19 protein-coding genes and 1 riboswitch are annotated in these 17,715 nt (G+C 60.9%); of the genes, 5 read left to right on the top strand and 14 right to left on the bottom strand.

Going from position 1 to position 17,715, the window contains the following annotated elements:
* Positions 1 to 2 precede the first annotated feature (2 nt).
* Genes ABAC460_RS29550 through ABAC460_RS29540 form a run of 3 tightly spaced genes read left to right on the top strand, consistent with a single transcriptional unit; the run spans position 3 to position 1,476 of the window.
* Positions 3 to 260 (top strand): F0F1 ATP synthase subunit C, encoded by a 258-nt coding sequence (locus ABAC460_RS29550; protein WP_023452213.1) that lies wholly within the window; start codon positions 3 to 5, stop codon positions 258 to 260.
* Between the two features lie 47 nt (positions 261 to 307).
* Complete coding sequence (locus tag ABAC460_RS29545) at positions 308 to 985, top strand: F0F1 ATP synthase subunit B family protein (protein ID WP_023452212.1); 678 nt, start codon at positions 308 to 310, stop codon at positions 983 to 985.
* A complete protein-coding gene (locus ABAC460_RS29540) occupies positions 985 to 1,476 on the top strand; it encodes a F0F1 ATP synthase subunit B family protein (protein WP_023452211.1) in 492 nt (163 codons plus the stop codon). Before ABAC460_RS29545 ends, ABAC460_RS29540 begins: the two co-directional genes overlap by 1 nt.
* A 59-nt stretch (positions 1,477 to 1,535) precedes the next feature.
* Here the strand turns inward: ABAC460_RS29540 and ABAC460_RS29535 are convergent, their stop codons facing one another.
* The 13 genes from ABAC460_RS29535 to ABAC460_RS29475 form a co-directional block, all read right to left on the bottom strand.
* Positions 1,536 to 3,626 (bottom strand): peptidase domain-containing ABC transporter, encoded by a 2,091-nt coding sequence (locus ABAC460_RS29535; RefSeq protein ID WP_023452210.1) that lies wholly within the window; start codon positions 3,624 to 3,626, stop codon positions 1,536 to 1,538.
* Positions 3,627 to 3,699: 73 nt separating this feature from the next.
* Positions 3,700 to 4,938: a radical SAM protein gene (locus ABAC460_RS29530; protein ID WP_023452209.1), complete on the bottom strand. Its 1,239-nt coding sequence runs from the start codon at positions 4,936 to 4,938 to the stop codon at positions 3,700 to 3,702.
* 62 nt (positions 4,939 to 5,000) lie between these two features.
* Complete coding sequence (locus tag ABAC460_RS29525; RefSeq protein ID WP_023452208.1) at positions 5,001 to 5,246, bottom strand: hypothetical protein; 246 nt, start codon at positions 5,244 to 5,246, stop codon at positions 5,001 to 5,003.
* Between the two features lie 108 nt (positions 5,247 to 5,354).
* Positions 5,355 to 6,146, bottom strand: a complete 792-nt coding sequence (locus tag ABAC460_RS48105; RefSeq protein WP_162150293.1) for a helix-turn-helix domain-containing protein — start codon at positions 6,144 to 6,146, stop codon at positions 5,355 to 5,357.
* Between the two features lie 483 nt (positions 6,147 to 6,629).
* Positions 6,630 to 7,016: a hypothetical protein gene (locus ABAC460_RS29515; RefSeq protein ID WP_023452206.1), complete on the bottom strand. Its 387-nt coding sequence runs from the start codon at positions 7,014 to 7,016 to the stop codon at positions 6,630 to 6,632.
* Between the two features lie 169 nt (positions 7,017 to 7,185).
* Positions 7,186 to 8,727, bottom strand: coding sequence for an aminomethyl-transferring glycine dehydrogenase subunit GcvPB (gene gcvPB / locus ABAC460_RS29510; RefSeq protein WP_031236421.1), 1,542 nt, complete (start codon positions 8,725 to 8,727; stop codon positions 7,186 to 7,188).
* 8 nt (positions 8,728 to 8,735) lie between these two features.
* Positions 8,736 to 10,076: an aminomethyl-transferring glycine dehydrogenase subunit GcvPA gene (gcvPA, locus tag ABAC460_RS29505; RefSeq protein ID WP_023452204.1), complete on the bottom strand. Its 1,341-nt coding sequence runs from the start codon at positions 10,074 to 10,076 to the stop codon at positions 8,736 to 8,738.
* Positions 10,077 to 10,086: 10 nt separating this feature from the next.
* On the bottom strand, positions 10,087 to 10,452 hold the full coding sequence (gene gcvH, locus ABAC460_RS29500; RefSeq protein WP_023452203.1) for a glycine cleavage system protein GcvH: 366 nt from the start codon (positions 10,450 to 10,452) through the stop codon (positions 10,087 to 10,089).
* Positions 10,453 to 10,464: 12 nt separating this feature from the next.
* On the bottom strand, positions 10,465 to 11,586 hold the full coding sequence (gcvT, locus tag ABAC460_RS29495) for a glycine cleavage system aminomethyltransferase GcvT (RefSeq protein WP_023452202.1): 1,122 nt from the start codon (positions 11,584 to 11,586) through the stop codon (positions 10,465 to 10,467).
* A 106-nt stretch (positions 11,587 to 11,692) separates the two neighbouring features.
* Positions 11,693 to 11,782: riboswitch (glycine riboswitch) on the bottom strand.
* Between the two features lie 53 nt (positions 11,783 to 11,835).
* The gene (locus ABAC460_RS29490; protein ID WP_023452201.1) at positions 11,836 to 12,237 is read right to left on the bottom strand and encodes a hypothetical protein; all 402 of its coding nucleotides are present in this window, start codon (positions 12,235 to 12,237) and stop codon (positions 11,836 to 11,838) included.
* Positions 12,238 to 12,256: 19 nt separating this feature from the next.
* Complete coding sequence (locus tag ABAC460_RS29485; protein WP_023452200.1) at positions 12,257 to 12,979, bottom strand: NYN domain-containing protein; 723 nt, start codon at positions 12,977 to 12,979, stop codon at positions 12,257 to 12,259.
* Between the two features lie 134 nt (positions 12,980 to 13,113).
* Positions 13,114 to 14,940, bottom strand: coding sequence for an arginine--tRNA ligase (gene argS, locus ABAC460_RS29480; protein WP_023452199.1), 1,827 nt, complete (start codon positions 14,938 to 14,940; stop codon positions 13,114 to 13,116).
* Positions 14,941 to 15,013: 73 nt separating this feature from the next.
* A complete protein-coding gene (locus tag ABAC460_RS29475) occupies positions 15,014 to 15,673 on the bottom strand; it encodes a hypothetical protein (RefSeq protein ID WP_023452198.1) in 660 nt (219 codons plus the stop codon).
* Positions 15,674 to 15,866: 193 nt separating this feature from the next.
* Here ABAC460_RS29475 and ispH point away from each other — a divergent pair, with 193 nt between their 5' ends.
* Positions 15,867 to 16,808 carry a 4-hydroxy-3-methylbut-2-enyl diphosphate reductase gene (gene ispH / locus ABAC460_RS29470; RefSeq protein WP_023452197.1) on the top strand — a complete coding sequence of 314 codons (942 nt, stop codon included), beginning with the start codon at positions 15,867 to 15,869 and terminating at the stop codon, positions 16,806 to 16,808.
* Positions 16,809 to 16,850: 42 nt separating this feature from the next.
* Positions 16,851 to 17,306: a ribonuclease HI gene (gene rnhA / locus ABAC460_RS29465; RefSeq protein ID WP_023452196.1), complete on the top strand. Its 456-nt coding sequence runs from the start codon at positions 16,851 to 16,853 to the stop codon at positions 17,304 to 17,306.
* Here rnhA and ABAC460_RS29460 read toward each other — a convergent pair.
* Positions 17,303 to 17,668, bottom strand: coding sequence for a TFIIB-type zinc ribbon-containing protein (locus ABAC460_RS29460; RefSeq protein ID WP_023452195.1), 366 nt, complete (start codon positions 17,666 to 17,668; stop codon positions 17,303 to 17,305). The genes rnhA and ABAC460_RS29460 overlap by 4 nt on opposite strands.
* Positions 17,669 to 17,715 lie beyond the last annotated feature (47 nt).

Raw genomic sequence — 17,715 nt, 5'->3', positions numbered from 1 at the left:
CAATGGACGTTCAATCCGCTACCCTCTTCGCCGTCGGCTTCAAGTACATCGGCGCCGGCCTGGCCACCCTCGGCATGATCGGTGCCGGTATCGGCCTCGGCATCCTGTTCGGCAACTACTATGTCGGCGCCCTGCGTAACCCGTCGGCGGCCAAGACCCAGCAGACCAACCTGTTCATCGGCATGGCGCTGACCGAAGCCCTCGGCATCTTCTCGTTCGTTATCGCGCTGCTGATCCTGTTCAACGCCCCGTCGGCCTAATTGAGCAAAACGCCTGAGCCTTGCGCCCGGGCCTTCAAGGATCTGTCATGACTGCAGCCCCCACTTCCGCTGCCGATAACGCCACAGGTGATGTCGCCACCTCGGCACCGGAAACCACGACCGTGGTCTCCCTGGTGCCGGGTCACGGTGACGATGCCCATGCCGCCGATGCCCATGGCGCCGGCGACCACACGGCCGGCACGGTAGCGACCACCGAGCATGCCGATGAGCACAGCAGCGGCGGCCTGCCCCAGCTCCAGACGGAGCACTGGGCCGGTCAGATCGTCTGGCTGCTGATCATCTTCACCGTGTTCTACGTTCTGATGGCGACCGTCTTCACGCCGCGTCTGCGCAAGGTGATTTCGAACCGCGGTTCGACCATCGCCGAAGACCTGGCCAACGCCCGCGCCAATCGCGACGAGGCCGAGGCTCAGGCCAAGGAAGCGGCCGCCGAAACCGCCGCGGCTCACGCCGCGTCGCGCAAGCTGGCGGCGGAAGCCCTGGCGCGTTCGAACGCCGAGATCGCGGCCCAGACCGCGGCCGAGGATGCCAAGCTGAACGCCCGCCTGTCGGAAGCGGAAGCCCGCATCCGCGCCGCGCGTGACACGGCCATGGCCCACGTCACGGAGATCGCAGGTGAAACCGCCCAGGTGCTGGTCGAAAAGCTGACCGGCAAGCCGGTCACCGCGGCCGCCCTGAAATCGGCCTTCGGAAAGGTATCGTAATGTTCAACCTCGCTGAAGCTGAAACCTGGGTACGTATCGCCCTCGTCGTCTTCTTCCTGATCCTGATCGTGGCCAAGGTGCCCGGCAAGGTTTGGGGCTCGCTGGGCGACACCGGCAAGGCCGTCCGCGCCGAGCTGGACGAGGCCGTGCGCATCCGTCAGGAAGCCACCGACCTGCTGAACGCCATCAAGGCGCAACGCGTCGCCGCCGAACAGAAGGCGCGCGAGCTGATCGCCCTGGCCGAAGAGGAAGCGGCGCGTCTGGCCAAGGAAGCCCGCGAAAAGCTGGCCGACTCGATCCAGCGCCGTGAGGAACTGGCCGAACGCAAGATCGCCCAGGCCGAAGCCAAGGCGACGGCGGACGTCAAGGCGGCGGCTGCCGACCTGGCGACGCAACTTGCCGAAACCATCCTGGCCGACCGTACGGCCAAGATGACCAGTGACGCTTCGGTGGACACCGCCATCGGCCAGATCCAGGGTACCCTGAACTAAGAAGTCGATAACCTTTTGGTTATGTAAGGCCCGGAGTTCGCTCCGGGCCTTTTCTTCGCTCAGGCAGAAGCAAAAAGGACGGGGAATTTGGCGCTGTGTTCTACGTCCTCATAAAGCCTTCCGTCTTCAAGACGCATAACGCGGTCGGCCCGTGAAATCAGCGCGGGTCTGTGGGCTACGACAATGCGCGTAATGGGCAGGGCACGAAGCGTATCGGCAATCTCTGCTTCCGTAGCGGGATCGAGATTCGCCGTGCCTTCATCCAAAATCAGCAGCTGCGGTTCACGGTACAGCGCCCTGGCCAGCAGGACACGCTGCCGTTGTCCAGCCGACAACGTGGATCCCATATCCCCAACCTTGGTCTGATAGGACATCGGCATCCTTATGATATCGTCGTGGATCCGGGCTGCAACCGCTGCACGCATGACTCGTTCCATGGACTTTTGCGGCTCAAAAAAAGCTATGTTATCCGCCAGGCTGCCTGAGAGCATCCGGTCATCCTGGCTCACAACGCCAACCCGCTGACGCCAAAGGCGCCACAGTGGGTGCGTTACGGGGCGCCCGTCGATACAGAGCGTCCCTTGAACCGGACTGTAAAGGCCCAGCAGCAGCTTCAACAAGGTTGATTTGCCGCCACCGCTGGGGCCGGTGATCGCCAGGAATTCACCCTGCGAAACTTCCAGATCGATTTGGTTCAGGACCCAGTCGTCGCCTGCGCCATAGCGGAATGAGACGTCGACCAGGCTCAGATTGCCATGGTCGCGGATGTCGTCTTCAGCGATGGATAAATCATCTTTCTTTTGGCCGACAATATCCCTCAATCGCTCCAGGTGCATGCCAAGGAGCCGGACCTGGTAGGTTTGGGCGATAAGGGCGACCGTTCGGCTGACCAGGGTCTGCTGAAACGCCATGAAGGTAATCAGCATTCCGGCGGAAAATCCCGTGCCGGCCAGAACCAGCTTGGCGCCGAAAAAAACGACAAGTATCGACTGCAAACCGATGATTGTATTCTGAATGAACGCCATGGAAACCTGCAGCCCCCCCAAAGCGTGAGTGGCGCCGTGTGCCTTGTCATACAGGGCCGACCAAATGGCCTCGCGTTGTGCTTCGGCGCCCATGAGTTTCACCGTGGTGGCGGCGCGAATGGTCTCCATAAGGCAGGTCTGTTCGTCTGCCGAGGTCTCGATCACTCTCTGCGTTGCCCGCCGCAGCCGGGAGAAAAAGAACAGAATCAAAGCCGTGACAAAGGTCAGTGACATGAAGACCAGCGCGGCAAGGGTCGGAGAATAGGCCCACATGGCGACGGCTGCCGTGATGGCCATCAAACCGTCTATGAGCGACGATATGAGGCCCTGACTGACAACCTGCTGTATCGACCTGGCAGAATCGACTCGTGACAGGATGTCACCGAGGTGCCGCTTTTCAAAGAAATCGGACGGCAGCCTGATAAGGTGACCGACAATTCGGTTGATCATTTGCAGGATCATCTGATTGCCGAGGATATGGACCGTCCAGTCGCGCAGCCCCGCGACAATCGTCTGCGCCGCGGTCAGGGCAGCAAACCCTGCACATACAATTACGAGAAGATTTGCGTCGCCCCCCCCCAGAACGTCGTCGAATATCCATTGCATCTGGAACGGCATGGCAAACGCTATCGCCTGCAGCACGACCGAAAAGGCCAGGATGAGCGGTATCTTGAGCTTAAGGCCCTCAAGTCCGGCGAAAAGAGTCCTGAGACCGCTCGGCGACCGGGCCGCAATCGCGCTGAAAGGTAGCCGCGGCCTGACTTCCAGCACCGCACCGGTAAAGCGTGTGCTGAATTCATCGATGGAAAATTCGACACGCCCCTTGGCGGGGTCATGAATAACCGCCCGTGTGGCCGTGATGGACCGCAGCACAACGAAATGATTATGGTCCCAATGCAAGATGGCAGGAAGCGCAATCTGCCGCAGCGTCGCCACATCTATTCTCATCGCCCGTGTCATGAAGCAGAGGTCGCCGGCCAGCTTGGCCAGGGTTGCGAAACTGGCGCCTGACATCGAAAATCCATAGCGGTTGCGCAGGCCGTTAAGGTCGACATCGTGTCCGTGATAAAACGCAACCATTGCCACGCATGCCAGCCCACATTCCGCCTGTTCGGCCGCCATCATTGTGGGTAGCCTCGGCCGCCATCTGTACCGGCGCGAAGATGCGGCACCGGTAATGGAGCCACGCTGTAGTGCCTCAGGCCGCGTATCCAAAATCTTCCCCCCGAGGCCCGTCGGCGAGACGACGATAAATATCTTGAAGGGGGTATCCGTTGGTGACGAGATAGCGAACGACATGCTCGTAGAAGATCTGCAGCGACTCGCAAAAAACAGAAGGGTTGTCGAACCTCCGCTCCGTGGACCAGCGATTTTCGACATCCCCTCCCCGGCAGATATTCACCCACATACACGCCTTGCACGCAGTGGGTGGCGTCTGACGGGCGTCATGAAATTCATCGAAGAAGGCGTGGGTCACGTAATTCGCAAGGGACGTGTCCTGGATGTTCCGCACCGGGGCCTGCGACCTCCATATTTCCGCCGGTATGTAGCTGTCGTCGACCTTGATGGCTCCATCGGACTGAACCACGATCACCTGATTATCGATGACACGGCGTCCATCCACCAGGCCCACGGTCTCGGGGGTGTCGTAAAAACTGGCCTTTTGAAAGCAGCGCAGTATTTTTTCGATTTCGCGAATTTGCAGGCCGGGCTGCTCCAGCCACTGGTCGAAGATGCCGCACAGGGCGTGGCCATAATCGCGGGCCGACAGGCCGCCGGGAATACCATCGTCATGGGTGCAGTCCGGCAGCAGGAAACTCTGTTGCCGCAGGTGAAGTTCGCTGTAAAAATAGGAAACTATGTCGCGATAGTTCTGGTGTGCGTCCAGAACCGTCAGCGAGCCTACACAGTTATCATAATAGTCCGGATCCGCCTGACGAACCCTGTGAAGCCGCGCAGCAATGTCTGCAAACGACCCCTTGCCATTGTGGTAGACTCGGTTTTTGTCGTGGATTTCGTCAGGGCCATCCAGGCTGACCCCCAGGCGGACACCGTGCCGCTTTAAAGCGCCCAGCCACGCCTCGTCCAGCTTCGTGCCGTTCGTCTGGATGGACAGGCGCAGTGTGGTGAGGGTACCGACACGGTCGCGTAAGCGTCGGCAGGATTCCTCAAAATCCGCAAGACGTTGCAGCATCGGTTCTCCGCCATGGAAAATCAGGTCGATGCCGGCGATATCGGCATCTTCGACGCCCTGTATCAGAAAGTCACAAAGCGCATCGACGACAGCGATGCGCGTCCGCGCCGGCCGGTCCTTGTAGCTTTGATCGCTTCCATAGAAATAATAACAATACGGACACGCCAGGTTACAGCGTTCAACGGTTTTATAGATCACCTGCAGACGCTGTAGAGTGACCCCGCCAATGGGTGAAAGCGACATAACATACTCCTGATGGTGGAAGATTCGGCGCGAACCCGAAAAGTTCGCGCCTTGGGCTCGGATCAGCCGCCGCCCGGCGTAGGCGGCTTCTTGCCACCACTGCCCATGGAATAGCCGCCCATGGAGTAGCCGCCTTGCGAATAACCTCCCATCGAATAGCTGCCCTGGCTATAACCGGCCATGGTGTAGTCACCGCCGGATACGGACGACATTTCCTCCGGCGTCAGCAACTGCATGACAAGCGGATTTTGCTCGGCATTGGCGCGGGGAAACTTCTCGGCAAGTATGCTCAACAAGTTGGATTTCATCAGATTTCTCCTATGTGTCCCGTTATGAGACCCATGGAGTTTTCTGCTTATCGGCGAGACTGTCTTACACTTTTATCGATATCTTTTACATCTCGGCCGAGAGATCACTCACTTAATCGTTGAGGCTTCGCGCTTACTCGCGATGCCACGCATCGCTCCCGGCGTCGTTCCAAAAACTTTCCTGAACGCTGCGGTCATGTGAGCCTGGCTTGAAAAACCAGACTGAGAAGCGATCTCGGCGAGGGGGGATGAGGTACGTGTTACAAGTCTTTTCGCGAGGTCGAGGCGACGCCCATAAATATAGGCTGTTACCGTCAGTCCATAACAGTCCCGAAATACGCAGGTCAGCGCGTCCCGCGATGTCCGACAGTATTTCGAGAGGCCGCTGAGGGTCAGTTTCCCGTCGATATGGGTATCTATATACCGGGACGCCTTCTCCGCGACAGATCTTGCTTTGTCATTCCCCCCGCCGTAGAGCACCTCTCGGTCCAGTATCTGGCTGAGGATGGTCAGCCCACGAAATTCGGCTTCCTGTGATGACATATCGCCATTTCCAGCCCGAAAAAACAACTGATCCAAATCGGTGCTCAACCCACCATCCAAAATCACACCGCGGCCTGCGCCTTCTCTTGTCAGGCAGGTACGACGTCCTCTTCCGACAATTTTCTTGACGATGTCATCACTGAAAACAACTGCCTGAATTTGAGAGGGCCTTTGGATTTTGTCGGCTTGGTGACGGTCGACCATAAACATCGGAGGCCGTCTAATCTCGCATCGTAGTTCGCGTGCGACGCCGAAACTGAACTCCCCGGGTACGTTGCTCCAAGGCACGGCCATGGCCGATACCAATAGGATACCCCAGTCCTGTCCCATGCCTACCAATTCATTGGTATACGCCATCAGCATCCCCCTATGCCGAAGCGACAGCGCTTGTCAGCGCTCGCATAAAAAATGTGACGACCTTCAAGGTAGGGAAACAACACGCCCCACAACCGGAAATTTTATTACTAGCAAATAGAATGTCATAAATATGGCATCAAACACGGCTGTTGGGAAATGCACTGCACAGTTGGCACTAGCGCAAAGTACGTACACGCGGCATCACCACATGTACCTGCGGAGCGCAAAAAACGTAAGATTAGAGCGAGTTGCATTCCCCTAGAGCAAAGCGCGTTTACACGGAATCAAATCGAAAAACGCGCGGAGCGTATAAACGTAAAAATTAGAGCGGGTTACGTTCCGCTAAGCGTTTCCACCTGAACGCAACCCGCTCTAAGCGTTTCCATCTGAACGCAATCCGCTCTCGCGGAACACGCTTCTGACCGAATGCAAAAAGCCCCGCCGGAGGACCAGCGGGGCTTTTCAAATTCACGGTTTGACCTGTCAGGCCGCGGCGGTTTGCCAGCGGCGGCGGCTGAAGCGCATGCCGAGGATCGCTTTGAACTCCTGGCGGAAGCGGTTCATGAAGCGATTCTTGCGGCCAAGGATACGGCGTTCCATGCGCAGGGTATTGAGCCACATCAGAGCGACAACCTTGGCACCGGGACGCAGCATGGCGCGCACCGGCCCAACCAGCTTGGGGAAACGGCGGCTCAGGCGCACGAACACGCGCTTCACCCAGATCGAATTACGCAGCAGAAGGATCAGGCCGAACATGAACGGCGGCACGCCCAGCGGCCCGGGCAGGGGCGCGATGGCGACACCGAAGATCATCAGCAGAATGCCGACGATGCTCAGTAGAATTTTCTTCAACGCGGAAAACGGTTTCACTTCGATAGACCTTAAATACTTACCCGACGCATATAGGGTTCACCCCCGCAGTGCACAAGGCGGAAAGCCCTCCGCTTTGTCAAATGCGCGTAAGTGTCGCATTTAAACACCGCGGAGGGCCGAAATAAGGCTTACCAAAAATACATGAAAATCTTTTGAAGACTTAGCTTTACGAGAAAGTTAACCGTGGCTGCCGTGCCGCGCGTGTTTCATCCAGTCTTTTCGCAGGCGCGAGATAAGGCGCCCCCTTGAAGCGGGCGACATCGCCGTCCAGAGCCGCCCCGGCCAGGGCCCGCAGCACCGCCACGAACCGGTCCATCTCGGCGCGCGACTCGGTTTCGGTCGGCTCGATCAGCATGGCGCCGTGGACAACCAAGGGGAAGTACATGGTCATCGGGTGAAAGCCCTCATCGATCATCGCCTTGGCGAAGTCGAGCGTGGTCACGCCGGTGCCCTCCAGCCAGCGGTCGTCAAACAGGGCTTCGTGCATGCACGGCCCTTCCGGGAACGGCACGCTCATCAGGTCCGACAAAGACGCCTTGATGTAGTTGGCGTTCAACACCGCGTCCTCGGCGACCTTTTTCAGGCCGTCGGCGCCGTGGCTCAGCATATAGGTCAGGGCGCGGATATACATCCCCATCTGGCCGTGAAAGGCGCACATGCGGCCGAAATTGGCCGCGCTCTCGCCCTCGCCGTGTTCGGCCAGATCGAAGCCGTCATTAGCCGATACGACCCACGGACGCGGCGCATAGGCCGCCAGGGCCTCGGACAGCACCACCGGACCGGCGCCGGGACCGCCGCCGCCATGGGGCGTCGAGAAGGTCTTGTGCAGGTTGATGTGCATGGCGTCGACGCCCAGGTCGCCCGGGCGGACCCGGCCGACAATGGCGTTGAAGTTGGCGCCGTCGCAGTAGAAATAAGCGCCGGCCTCGTGGGTAACGCGGGCAATCTCGATGATGTCGCGCTCGAACAGGCCGCAGGTGTTGGGATTGGTCACCATGATGGCGGCGACATCGGGCCCCAGCTTGGACGCCAGGTCGGCGACATCGACGCGGCCGTCAGCGGTCTGGGCGACTTCCTTGACGGTATAGCCCACAAACGCGGCCGTGGCAGGATTGGTGCCGTGGGCCGAGGTCGGCACCAGCACGGTGCGGCGATGGCCCTCCCCCTTGGCTTCGTGGGCCGCCTTGATGGCCAACAGGCCGCACAGCTCGCCATGGGCGCCGGCCTTGGGCGACAGGGCGACGGCGGGCATGCCGGTCAGGGTCTTCAGCCAGTGCGCCAGGCTGTCCATCAGCGCCAAAGCGCCCTGGACGGTCGATACGGGCTGCAGCGGGTGGATATCGCCCAGGCCCGGCAGGCGCGCCATCTTCTCGTTGAGGCGCGGATTGTGCTTCATGGTGCACGAGCCCAGCGGATAGAGCGCCAGATCGATGGCATGGTTCTTCTGCGACAGGCGGACATAATGGCGCACGCACTCCGGCTCGGTCAGACCCGGCAGGTTCAGGTCGTCACCACGGACCAGGCCGTCGATGTCCGACGTATCGATCGCGATATCGGCGAAGTCGACGCCGGTGCGGTGATAATCGTCCCATTCGAAGATCAGCTTTTCCGACTGCAGCAGGCCGCGGCCGCCCAGCAGGGTCTGGAACGAGGTCGCCTCGACATCGAAATCGGGCGCGGAAGGACGGCCGACGGTGTTCATCTTCATATCGCCCATCACAGCACCGCCTTCAAAGCTTGTACAAACGCGTCCATATCGGCGTCGCTCACCGTTTCGGTAGCCGCGACGATCAGGTGATTGTCGAACGCCGGATCAGCATCCAGGCGCGATACCGGCACCCCGCCCAGCACGCCCTGGGCGGCCAGGGCTTCGACCACACCGGCGGCGGCCTTGGGCAACTTCACGGTGAATTCGTTGAAGAAGCGCGGCGTCACCACCTCGACACCCGGAACGGCCGCCAGACGGTCACGCAGGGCATGGGCCTTGGCGTAGTTGATCTTCGCCACCCGCTTCAGGCCTTCCTGGCCCAGCAGGCTCATATGGATGCTGAAGGCCAGGGCGCACAGGCCGGAATTGGTGCAGATATTGGAGGTCGCCTTGTCGCGGCGAATATGCTGTTCGCGCGTCGACAGGGTCAGGACGAAACCGCGCTCGCCATCGGCATCGACGGTTTCACCGCACAGCCGGCCCGGCATCTGGCGCAGGTATTTTTCCTTGGCCGAGAACAGACCGACATAGGGACCGCCATAGGACAGCGGCACGCCGATCGACTGGCCTTCGACGGCGACGACATCGGCGCCCATTTCGCCGGGCGACTTCAGCAGGCCCAGCGACATGGCCTCGGTCACCACCACGATCAACAGCGCGCCGGCGGCCTGGGCGGCGGCGGCGATCTGGGTCAGGTCGGTGGCGGTGCCGAAGACGTTCGGGGTCTGGACGACGACACAGGCGGTGTCGGCGTCGATATGGTTCAGCACCTCGGCTTCGTCATCGATGGCCAGGCCGCAGGCTTCGGTTTCGATGCCGACGGCATGGGCCAGGGTCTCGACGGTTTCGCGGTAATGCGGATGCAGCCCGCCCGACAGTACCGCCTTATTGCGGCGGGTGGCGCGGGTGGCCATCAGCACGCCCTCGGCCGCAGCGGTCGAACCGTCATACAGCGAGGCATTGGCCACCGGCATGCCGGTCAGGCGCGCCACCTGGGTCTGGAACTCGAACAGGACCTGCAGGGTCCCTTGCGCGATTTCCGGCTGGTACGGCGTATAGCTGGTCAGGAATTCCGAACGCTGGATGATGTGGTCGACGGTCGCCGGGATATGATGGCGATAGGCGCCAGCGCCGACGAAGAACGGTGCCTTCGCCGGGCTGATGTTCTTCGCGGCAAAGCCCTGGAGCTGGGCTTCGACCTCCAGTTCACCGGCATACATCGGCAGATCGACAGTGCCCGAACGGCGGGCGGCTTGCGGAACGTCGACAAACAGGTCGTCGATCGAGCCGACCCCGATCTTGTCCAGCATCGAGACCCGGTCGGCCTCGCTCAACGGCAGATAACGCATACGCTTTTCCTTACAAGGTGCTGAGATACGCCTCGTAGGCGTCGCGATCCATCAGTTCGTCCAGTTCGGCCGGATTGGTCAGCTTGACCTTGGCGATCCAGCCGGCCCCTTCCGGCGAGGCATTGACCGTATCCGGATTGGCCGACAGGTCGGTATTGGCATCGATGACGTCGCCCGACACCGGGGCATAGACGTCCGAAGCCGCCTTGACGCTTTCGACCACGGCGAAGCTGTCGCCCTTCTTCAGCGCCGTACCCGGCGCCGGAACCTCGACGAACACCACATCGCCGAGCGCATTGGCGGCATAGGCGGTGATGCCGACCAAAGCGGTGTCACCGGTCACTTCGACCCATTCATGATCCTTGGTGAATTTCATCTGATGGCCCTCTCAAGCTTTCGGTTTGCGGTGATAGCCGTTCTTCACGAACGGCAGGGTGACGACTTCGGCGGCGTAAGGTTTGCCGCGGACTTCCAGTTTCAGCTTCGTGCCGACGTCCGACGACGCGGGCGGCACATAGCCCATGGCGATGGAATAACCCAGCGACGGCGATGGCACGCCTGAGGTGACGATGCCCAGTTCGGCGCCGCCTTCGCTGAGGATCTTCGCGCCTTCACGCGCCGGTGGGCCTTCCAGGACACGGATGGCGACGCGGACCCGGTCCAGGCCGCCGTCCAGCTGCTGACGGATACGGTCGATGCCGCGGATATCACCGCGGTTCAGGCGCGACTTCTGCATGGCGAAACCGAGATTGGCCTCGACCAGCGTATAACCCGCATCCATCTCATGACCATAGAGCGGCATGCCGGCTTCCAGGCGCAGGCTGTCGCGCGCCCCCAGGCCTATCGGCTTGACGGCATCAAAGGTCAGCAGGAGGTCCCACAACTCACCCACAATGGCATTCGGCACGCTGATCTCGAAACCGTCCTCGCCGGTATAGCCGGTGCGCGAAATGAAGGCTGTCTGACCCAGCAGGTCAAAACTTCCACATTCCATGAAATATAGTTTGCACGCCGCCGGACAGACCGCCTGCATGACGTCCTTTGCCTTCGGTCCCTGCAGCGCCAACAAGGCGCGGTCATCGACCACTTCGAAATGGGTATCGCCGATAATTTCGTCGGCCAGAATCTCGAAGTCCTGATCCTTGCAGGCGGCATTGACGACCAGGAAGAAACCGTCGCCTTCCGGGCGCGATACCATCCAGTCGTCGAGGATACCGCCCTCGCCATTCAGTAGTAGAGAATATTTCTGCTTTCCTGGAACTAACGTCGCAAAGTCGGTCGGGGTCAGGGCTTCCAGGGTGGCAACGGCATCGGCGCCGGTCAGGCGCGCCTGGCCCATGTGCGATACGTCGAACAGCCCGGCGCTTTCGCGGGTCCATTTGTGCTCGGCCAGAACACCGCCATACTGGACGGGCATGTTGTAGCCGGCGAATGGGACCATCCGGGCGCCGAGCGCGACGTGACGATCATAGAGCGGGGTGGACTTCAGGGGAGTGCTGGAATCGGGCATGGGGTCTCGCAGATCGTCTGAACACGTGTCTGCCCCCGCTGTCCTTTGGCCTGAGAGATTTGCTCCTTCGGCGAACGCAAGTCTAGCGCTACTTTCCAGCGTTTGGTGGCTCGATGCGGTCCGTTTGCCTGAGCGTTTCCGGGGCGGTTGCGCCTTCGGCGTCGGGATAGAATCCGATCTCTCCCGCATGAGCGAAGGCCCTTGTGCGTCAGCGGCCGCGAAGAGTCAAGAGAACAACGAGGAACCGGCTCACCGAGTGGCAGCGTCGTAGTGACCGTCGACAAAACCCTGCCAGAACGAGATCGAACTATCCGCTGATATCGAGCGGTCATTATATTTCAATATTGGCCGTAAGGCGTCGGCCGGATCAAACATGAACATGTCAGCGCAGATGAACTCGTCGGCAAACGGGAGATATGTCCCCCATTCGGACAGGTTCAACTCACTCGACAATATCTCTTCGATACTCCACACATGTATAAAACTAGGGTCATGGCTTTCGTAGTCTCGAAAGCCATTGAACTGCGAATATATCTGGACGTATGTCGGATCCAGTTTGCCTTCACAACGCAACGAAAGACTGGCGATTTGTAGCGCCGTCGCCGGCCCATTGAGCGGACAGCCCATGGCAGTGAGTTTATCCTTTAGCATGACAACCTTTTTGCACGCTTCAGCCGTTGTTGACGACCAGGCGCAGGTGCTGCTTTACGCGCACCTGGGGTGGGTCATAGGCTTCCGGTCGACCGATACGTTCGGGTTGGCGCAGGAAGCGTTCCTTGTACTTGGCCATCTGCGGCAACAGCGACGCCTCCAGGTGCGCCATCTCGATCTCGACACAGGCATGGGCCAGGCGCTCGATATGGCGGTTGGGGTGGCGGCCGGGTGGCGACACCAGGACCAGCTTCTTATTGGGGAAGCGTTCGCGGATATAGCGCGCCGTGGCGGCATGGTCGCCATCGGCAGTCACTAGGTAACAGACGTCGAACAGGTCATCCTCAGCGTCGGCGGCGATCGACAGGGCCAGGTTGACGTCGCCCTGCTTCTCTACATGGATCTGCCAGCTGTGACCGCACGAATTGCAGCCATCCTGCGCGTGGACGAAGTGGCCCATGCGGCAGATGACGCCCTGCCCTTCCAGCGCCTTGCGGTAATCTTCGTGGCGTTTCAGCTTGGTCTTGTTCTGCGGCCGGAAGGCGGAGCACCAGACGACGCGCTTGATGGCTTCGGACCTCGGCGCGACGGCGCGGGCCAGGGCCTTCAGGTTCAGCCATTTCAGGTAGGGGCGCCTATAGGCGTCGACGGCGTGATACAGGTTGAAGCCGTCGAAATAGAAGGCGGCGCGCTTGCGAAACAGCGGCAGGTGCCAACCCGTATCTTTGCCGCCCTTCGCCATTCTGACGCCCCATTAACGCTTGGGTAACACTAAAACCCAAGTCCGGCAGTTTGTCAGCAGGATTCAGCACCCAGGCGTGAGTTCCGCACCGATCGGCGCTGTCACGAGTCCGGGTGCAGGGGGCTTGCCCCCTGCTACATCTGGTCTGGCGCGCTCAGGCCCATCAGGTCCAGCCCGAGTTCCAGTTGCTTCAACACCACCTGAACCAGACCCAGGCGCGAAATCTTCACCGCCTCGTCGTCGCCGATCAGCACCGGACAGGCGGCATAGAACTTCGAAAACGCCTGGGCCAGCCGATAGACATGATCCGCCAGGATGTTCGGCGCGCGTTTCACATAGGTCTCGCGCAAGGCGCCATCAAACCCGTCCAGCAGCAACACCACCTCGCGCTCGGCCTGTTCGCCGACCACAATCGCGCCCGGAACCAAACCTTGCTCACCTGCCTTGCGCAAGATCGATTTCATCCGCACTGCTTGATACAGCAGGTATGGCCCGGTCTTGCCCTCGAACGTCATGAACCGGTCGAGGTCGAAGATGTAGTTGGTCAGCCGGTGATTGGAGAGCTCGGCGAATTTCAACGCCGCCACGGCCACCTTGTGCGCCGTTTCGTTGAACTCGGCCTCAGACAGGTTCTCACCCAGGTTCTGCTCATGCAGACGCGCAACGGCCTTCTCGACCGCTTCCGACACCAGTTCGTGCAGCTTCAATGTCCCACCATCGCGGGTCTTGAACGGCGTGCCATCCGGGCCGTTGACCGTGCCGTTGGCCGCGTGTTCCAACTGCCCTTCAACAGCGTAACCAGCCAGGTAAGCCGTCCGGAAGACCTGCTCGAAGTGGTTGGCCTGACGTTTGTCGACGACATACAGAGACAGGTCCGGCTGCTGTTCGGTCTTGCGTTGCAGCACAGTCGCCACGTCGGTCGTGCCATACATGGCCGAGCCTTCCGACGACACAACCAGCAAAGGCGGCGGATCGGCCACCTCGACGATCGAACCGTCGTCCAGCTTCTTCTTCTGGGTCTCGCCCGGCCGCGCGACATGGACCACGCGGGCGCCCTGGTCATCGACCAGCAGCCCCTTGGCTTCCAGGTCGGCGATCATCGGCTCGACATAAGGGTCGGCATCGGACTCGCCGTTCCACAGATCGAACTCGACGCCCAGCAGGGCGTAGTCGCGCTTCAAGGCTTCACGGCTGACCACGACGAAATGCTGCCACAGGGCGCGATAGCCCGGCCGGCCCTGCTGAAGCTCCCGCGTCGCCTTACGGGCGGCGTTCAGAAACTCGATATCCTTATCCTTGATGCGCTTGCTGGTCTTCGGATAGATGCGGCCCAGGTCTGCCAGGGTCACCGGCGACTCCGCCGGATAAGGCCCAGAAAGCGCCTCATCGAAATAGGGCAGCTCCGGCAACTCCTCCGACACGCCGACGATCAACTGGCCCATCTGCAGGCCCCAGTCGCCGAAATGGGCATCGCCTACAACCTCGTCACCCAGGAACCGCATGATCCGCTTCAGGCTCTCACCGATGACGGCGGTGCGCAGGTGGCCGATATGCATTTCCTTGGCGACGTTCGGACCGCCGAAGTCGATAATCACCTTACGCCTGGCTGCCACCTTCGGCGCGCCCAGCCGTTCATCGGCGGCAAGGACGTTCACCCGCGCACTCAAAGTCGCGTCGTTCAGCTTGAAGTTCAGGAAGCCCGGCCCGGCGATCTCCAGGCTCTGCAGCCGCGCGTCATCGCTCAGCCGCGACTGGATGCGGGTCGCGACCTCGCGCGGATTGGCCTTGGCCGCCTTCGCCACGGCCAGGGCGCCGTTGCACTGAAAATCGGCCAGATCGGGGCGGTCGGACGGTTGCACGCGGCCAGCGACGGGGTCGAAACCTTCGGCCGCAAAAGCATCGCCGGCGGTCGCCGTCAACTGGCTCCGGAAGTCGGTGGAGGGGATAAAATCTTCGGCCATGGGTCCGTTCTCGCAACTGAGCGGCCCTGATACAGGGCGCTATACGCCCTGACAATCTCTGTTTTGGCGTCGGTTATTTCTGCTCTACAGCGCTCGTGTATCGGAAATGCTTGCCGTCACGGTTGAAGGCAACCATCTGCGGCGTGACATCGAAGCCGACCAGGACTTCGAAGTTCGAACCCGACACGGTGATATCGGCGCGCGGAATGACAATGTCTTCGATCGGCACGCTGATATCGACCTTCTGTTCGCCCGGACGGAAGGTCACGGGCAGGTCGAAGTACTGCTTGGCCAGGACGGTAGTATCCTTCTCGGTCACCGCCACCCAGTAGCGGTAGACCTTGGTTTCGCCATCGGCCATGGGACCGCGGCCCAGCGAGAAGCCGATGGTCATGCCGACTTCGATGGGATCCTCGCCCTTGTAGGCGCAATCGGACGACACGCCGTTGATCTCGCCCGTCCACATGGCGGCCGAGGTGGCTTCGCGGTTGTCCTTGAACTCGTGATAACGGGCGGCGTCATACAGCACCTTGACGAAGGGGCACGGGCCTTCGGCCTTGACGGCCTTCAGACGCAGGTTGCGGTCGCCCCACTCGTCTTCCTTCTTGGCCTGGTCCTCGCCCGTCTCTTCACCGCGGCCGCGCTGCTGCTGAGCCTGGACGGCAAAGGCGCCGGCATTGACCATGACCCCCAGGCAGACGCCTGCGATAAGATGACGCGCGCGAAGGAACATGGGCTTCGAGAATCCTGTATAAACAATGAGGCCTGTCAGCCCCTTGACCGCCTTGGTAGCGTAAGACGAACGCTTGTCAAAGCGGTTTATCGGGCAGTTGCGGCGAAATCACGGCGCAACCCCGTCACCTGTGACAAGAGGGGCACGGCTTCTCTCTCTGGAAAAGTCCAAAGAAACCGCCTATGTAGAGGGCATGACCGCCCTCACCGTCCATCTCGCCACGCCGCGCGGCTTCTGCGCCGGCGTCGACCGCGCCATCCAGATCGTCGAACGTGCCCTGGAGCTGTACGGCGCGCCCGTCTATGTCCGCCATGAGATCGTCCACAACAAGCACGTGGTCGACCGCCTGAAGGCCATGGGCGCGGTCTTCGTCAAGGAATTGGACCAGTGCCCGCCCGACCGGCCGGTGGTGTTTTCAGCCCACGGCGTCCCCAAGTCGGTGCCGGCCGAGGCGAAATCGCGCCAGATGTTCTTCCTCGATGCCACATGCCCACTGGTCTCCAAGGTCCATGTCGAGGCCGAACGCCAGCACAGCGAAGGCCGCGAAATCCTGCTGATCGGCCACGCCGGCCACCCGGAAGTCATCGGCACCATGGGCCAGCTTCCGGCCGGCGCCGTAACCCTGATCGAGACGGTCGACGACGCGCAGGCCTATCAGCCGCAAAATCCCGACAATGTCGCCTTCGTCACCCAGACCACCCTGTCGGTCGACGACACGGCCGATATCGTCGCCGCCCTTCGCGACCGCTTTCCGTCGATCAGGGTGCCGCACAAGGAAGACATATGTTATGCCACAACCAACCGCCAGGAGGCGGTCAAGGCGGTGGCGGCCGATTGCGGCCTGATGCTGATTATCGGCTCGGCCAAGTCGTCCAACTCCCAACGCCTGGTCGAGGTGGCGCTGAAGGCCGGGACGCCGGCGGCCTACCTGATCGATGATGCCTCGCATGTCGACTGGACCTGGTTCGACGGTGTGACCTCGGTGGGCGTGTCGGCAGGGGCTTCGGCGCCGGAGAACCTGATCAGCGACCTGATCGACGCCATTCGCGCCCGTTTCGACACCAACGTGATCGAATCGTCGGGCGTGCGCGAAACCGTGACGTTCAAACTGCCGCGGGTGTTGACGGAAGCCTGAGCGTCATTGCGCCGCCACGCGACTCCCGTATAAGCCTGAGCCATGTCCGAACTTCCCAAAGTCACCATCTACACCGACGGCGCGTGCAAAGGTAATCCCGGCCGCGGCGGCTGGGGCGCCATCCTGATCTCGGGCGAGCACGAGAAGGAGCTGTACGGCTATGAGCCGGAGACGACCAACAATCGCATGGAAATGATGGCCGTCATCCAGGCCCTGGAGGCGCTGAAAAAGCCGTGCGAGGTCGAGCTTCATGCCGACAGCCAGTATGTGCTGAAGGGCATCAAGGAGTGGATCTTCGCCTGGAAGAAGCGCGGATGGAAGACGGCGGACAACAAGCCGGTCAAGAATGACGACCTGTGGATCCGCCTGGACACGGCCACCAAACGCCACAAGATCAAGTGGCACTGGGTCAAGGGCCATGCCGGCCACGAGATGAACGAACGCGCGGATCAGTTGGCCAACAAGGGCATCACCGAAGCGCGCGCCGCCGCCAGTTAATCCCCGAACTCGAAGATATCGAAGCCCTTCTTTTTCTTCTTGTACTGGCCGTGTTGCCCGTAGTGCTTGCGTTTGTCATCGTCGTCATCATCGTCGTGGCGGTACTGACGTTCCGGCTGGCGATACTGCGGCTGGGGAGGCTGCTGATAGGTCTGCTGCGGCGGAGGCGCATAGGTCGGCTGTTGCGGCGGCGGCGCATCGTCATCGGCACGAGCCAGCGACAGCAGCTTCTCAAGCTCACCACGATCCAGCCACACGCCGCGGCATTGCGTGCACACATCAATCAGGATGCCTTCGCGCAGGACTTCGCGAAAGCTGCCCTGGCACACGGGACAGGACATGGTTGAGATATCGGCAGGCATGTGGGCTCCTCTGGCTGTTGTCCTATCGACATCGGAAGCCCAGAAAC

Source organism: Asticcacaulis sp. AC460 (genome assembly GCF_000495795.1).
Classification (GTDB): domain Bacteria; phylum Pseudomonadota; class Alphaproteobacteria; order Caulobacterales; family Caulobacteraceae; genus Asticcacaulis.
Note: the sequence above shows the minus strand (reverse complement) of the source record. Positions and strands in the feature narration are given on the sequence as shown.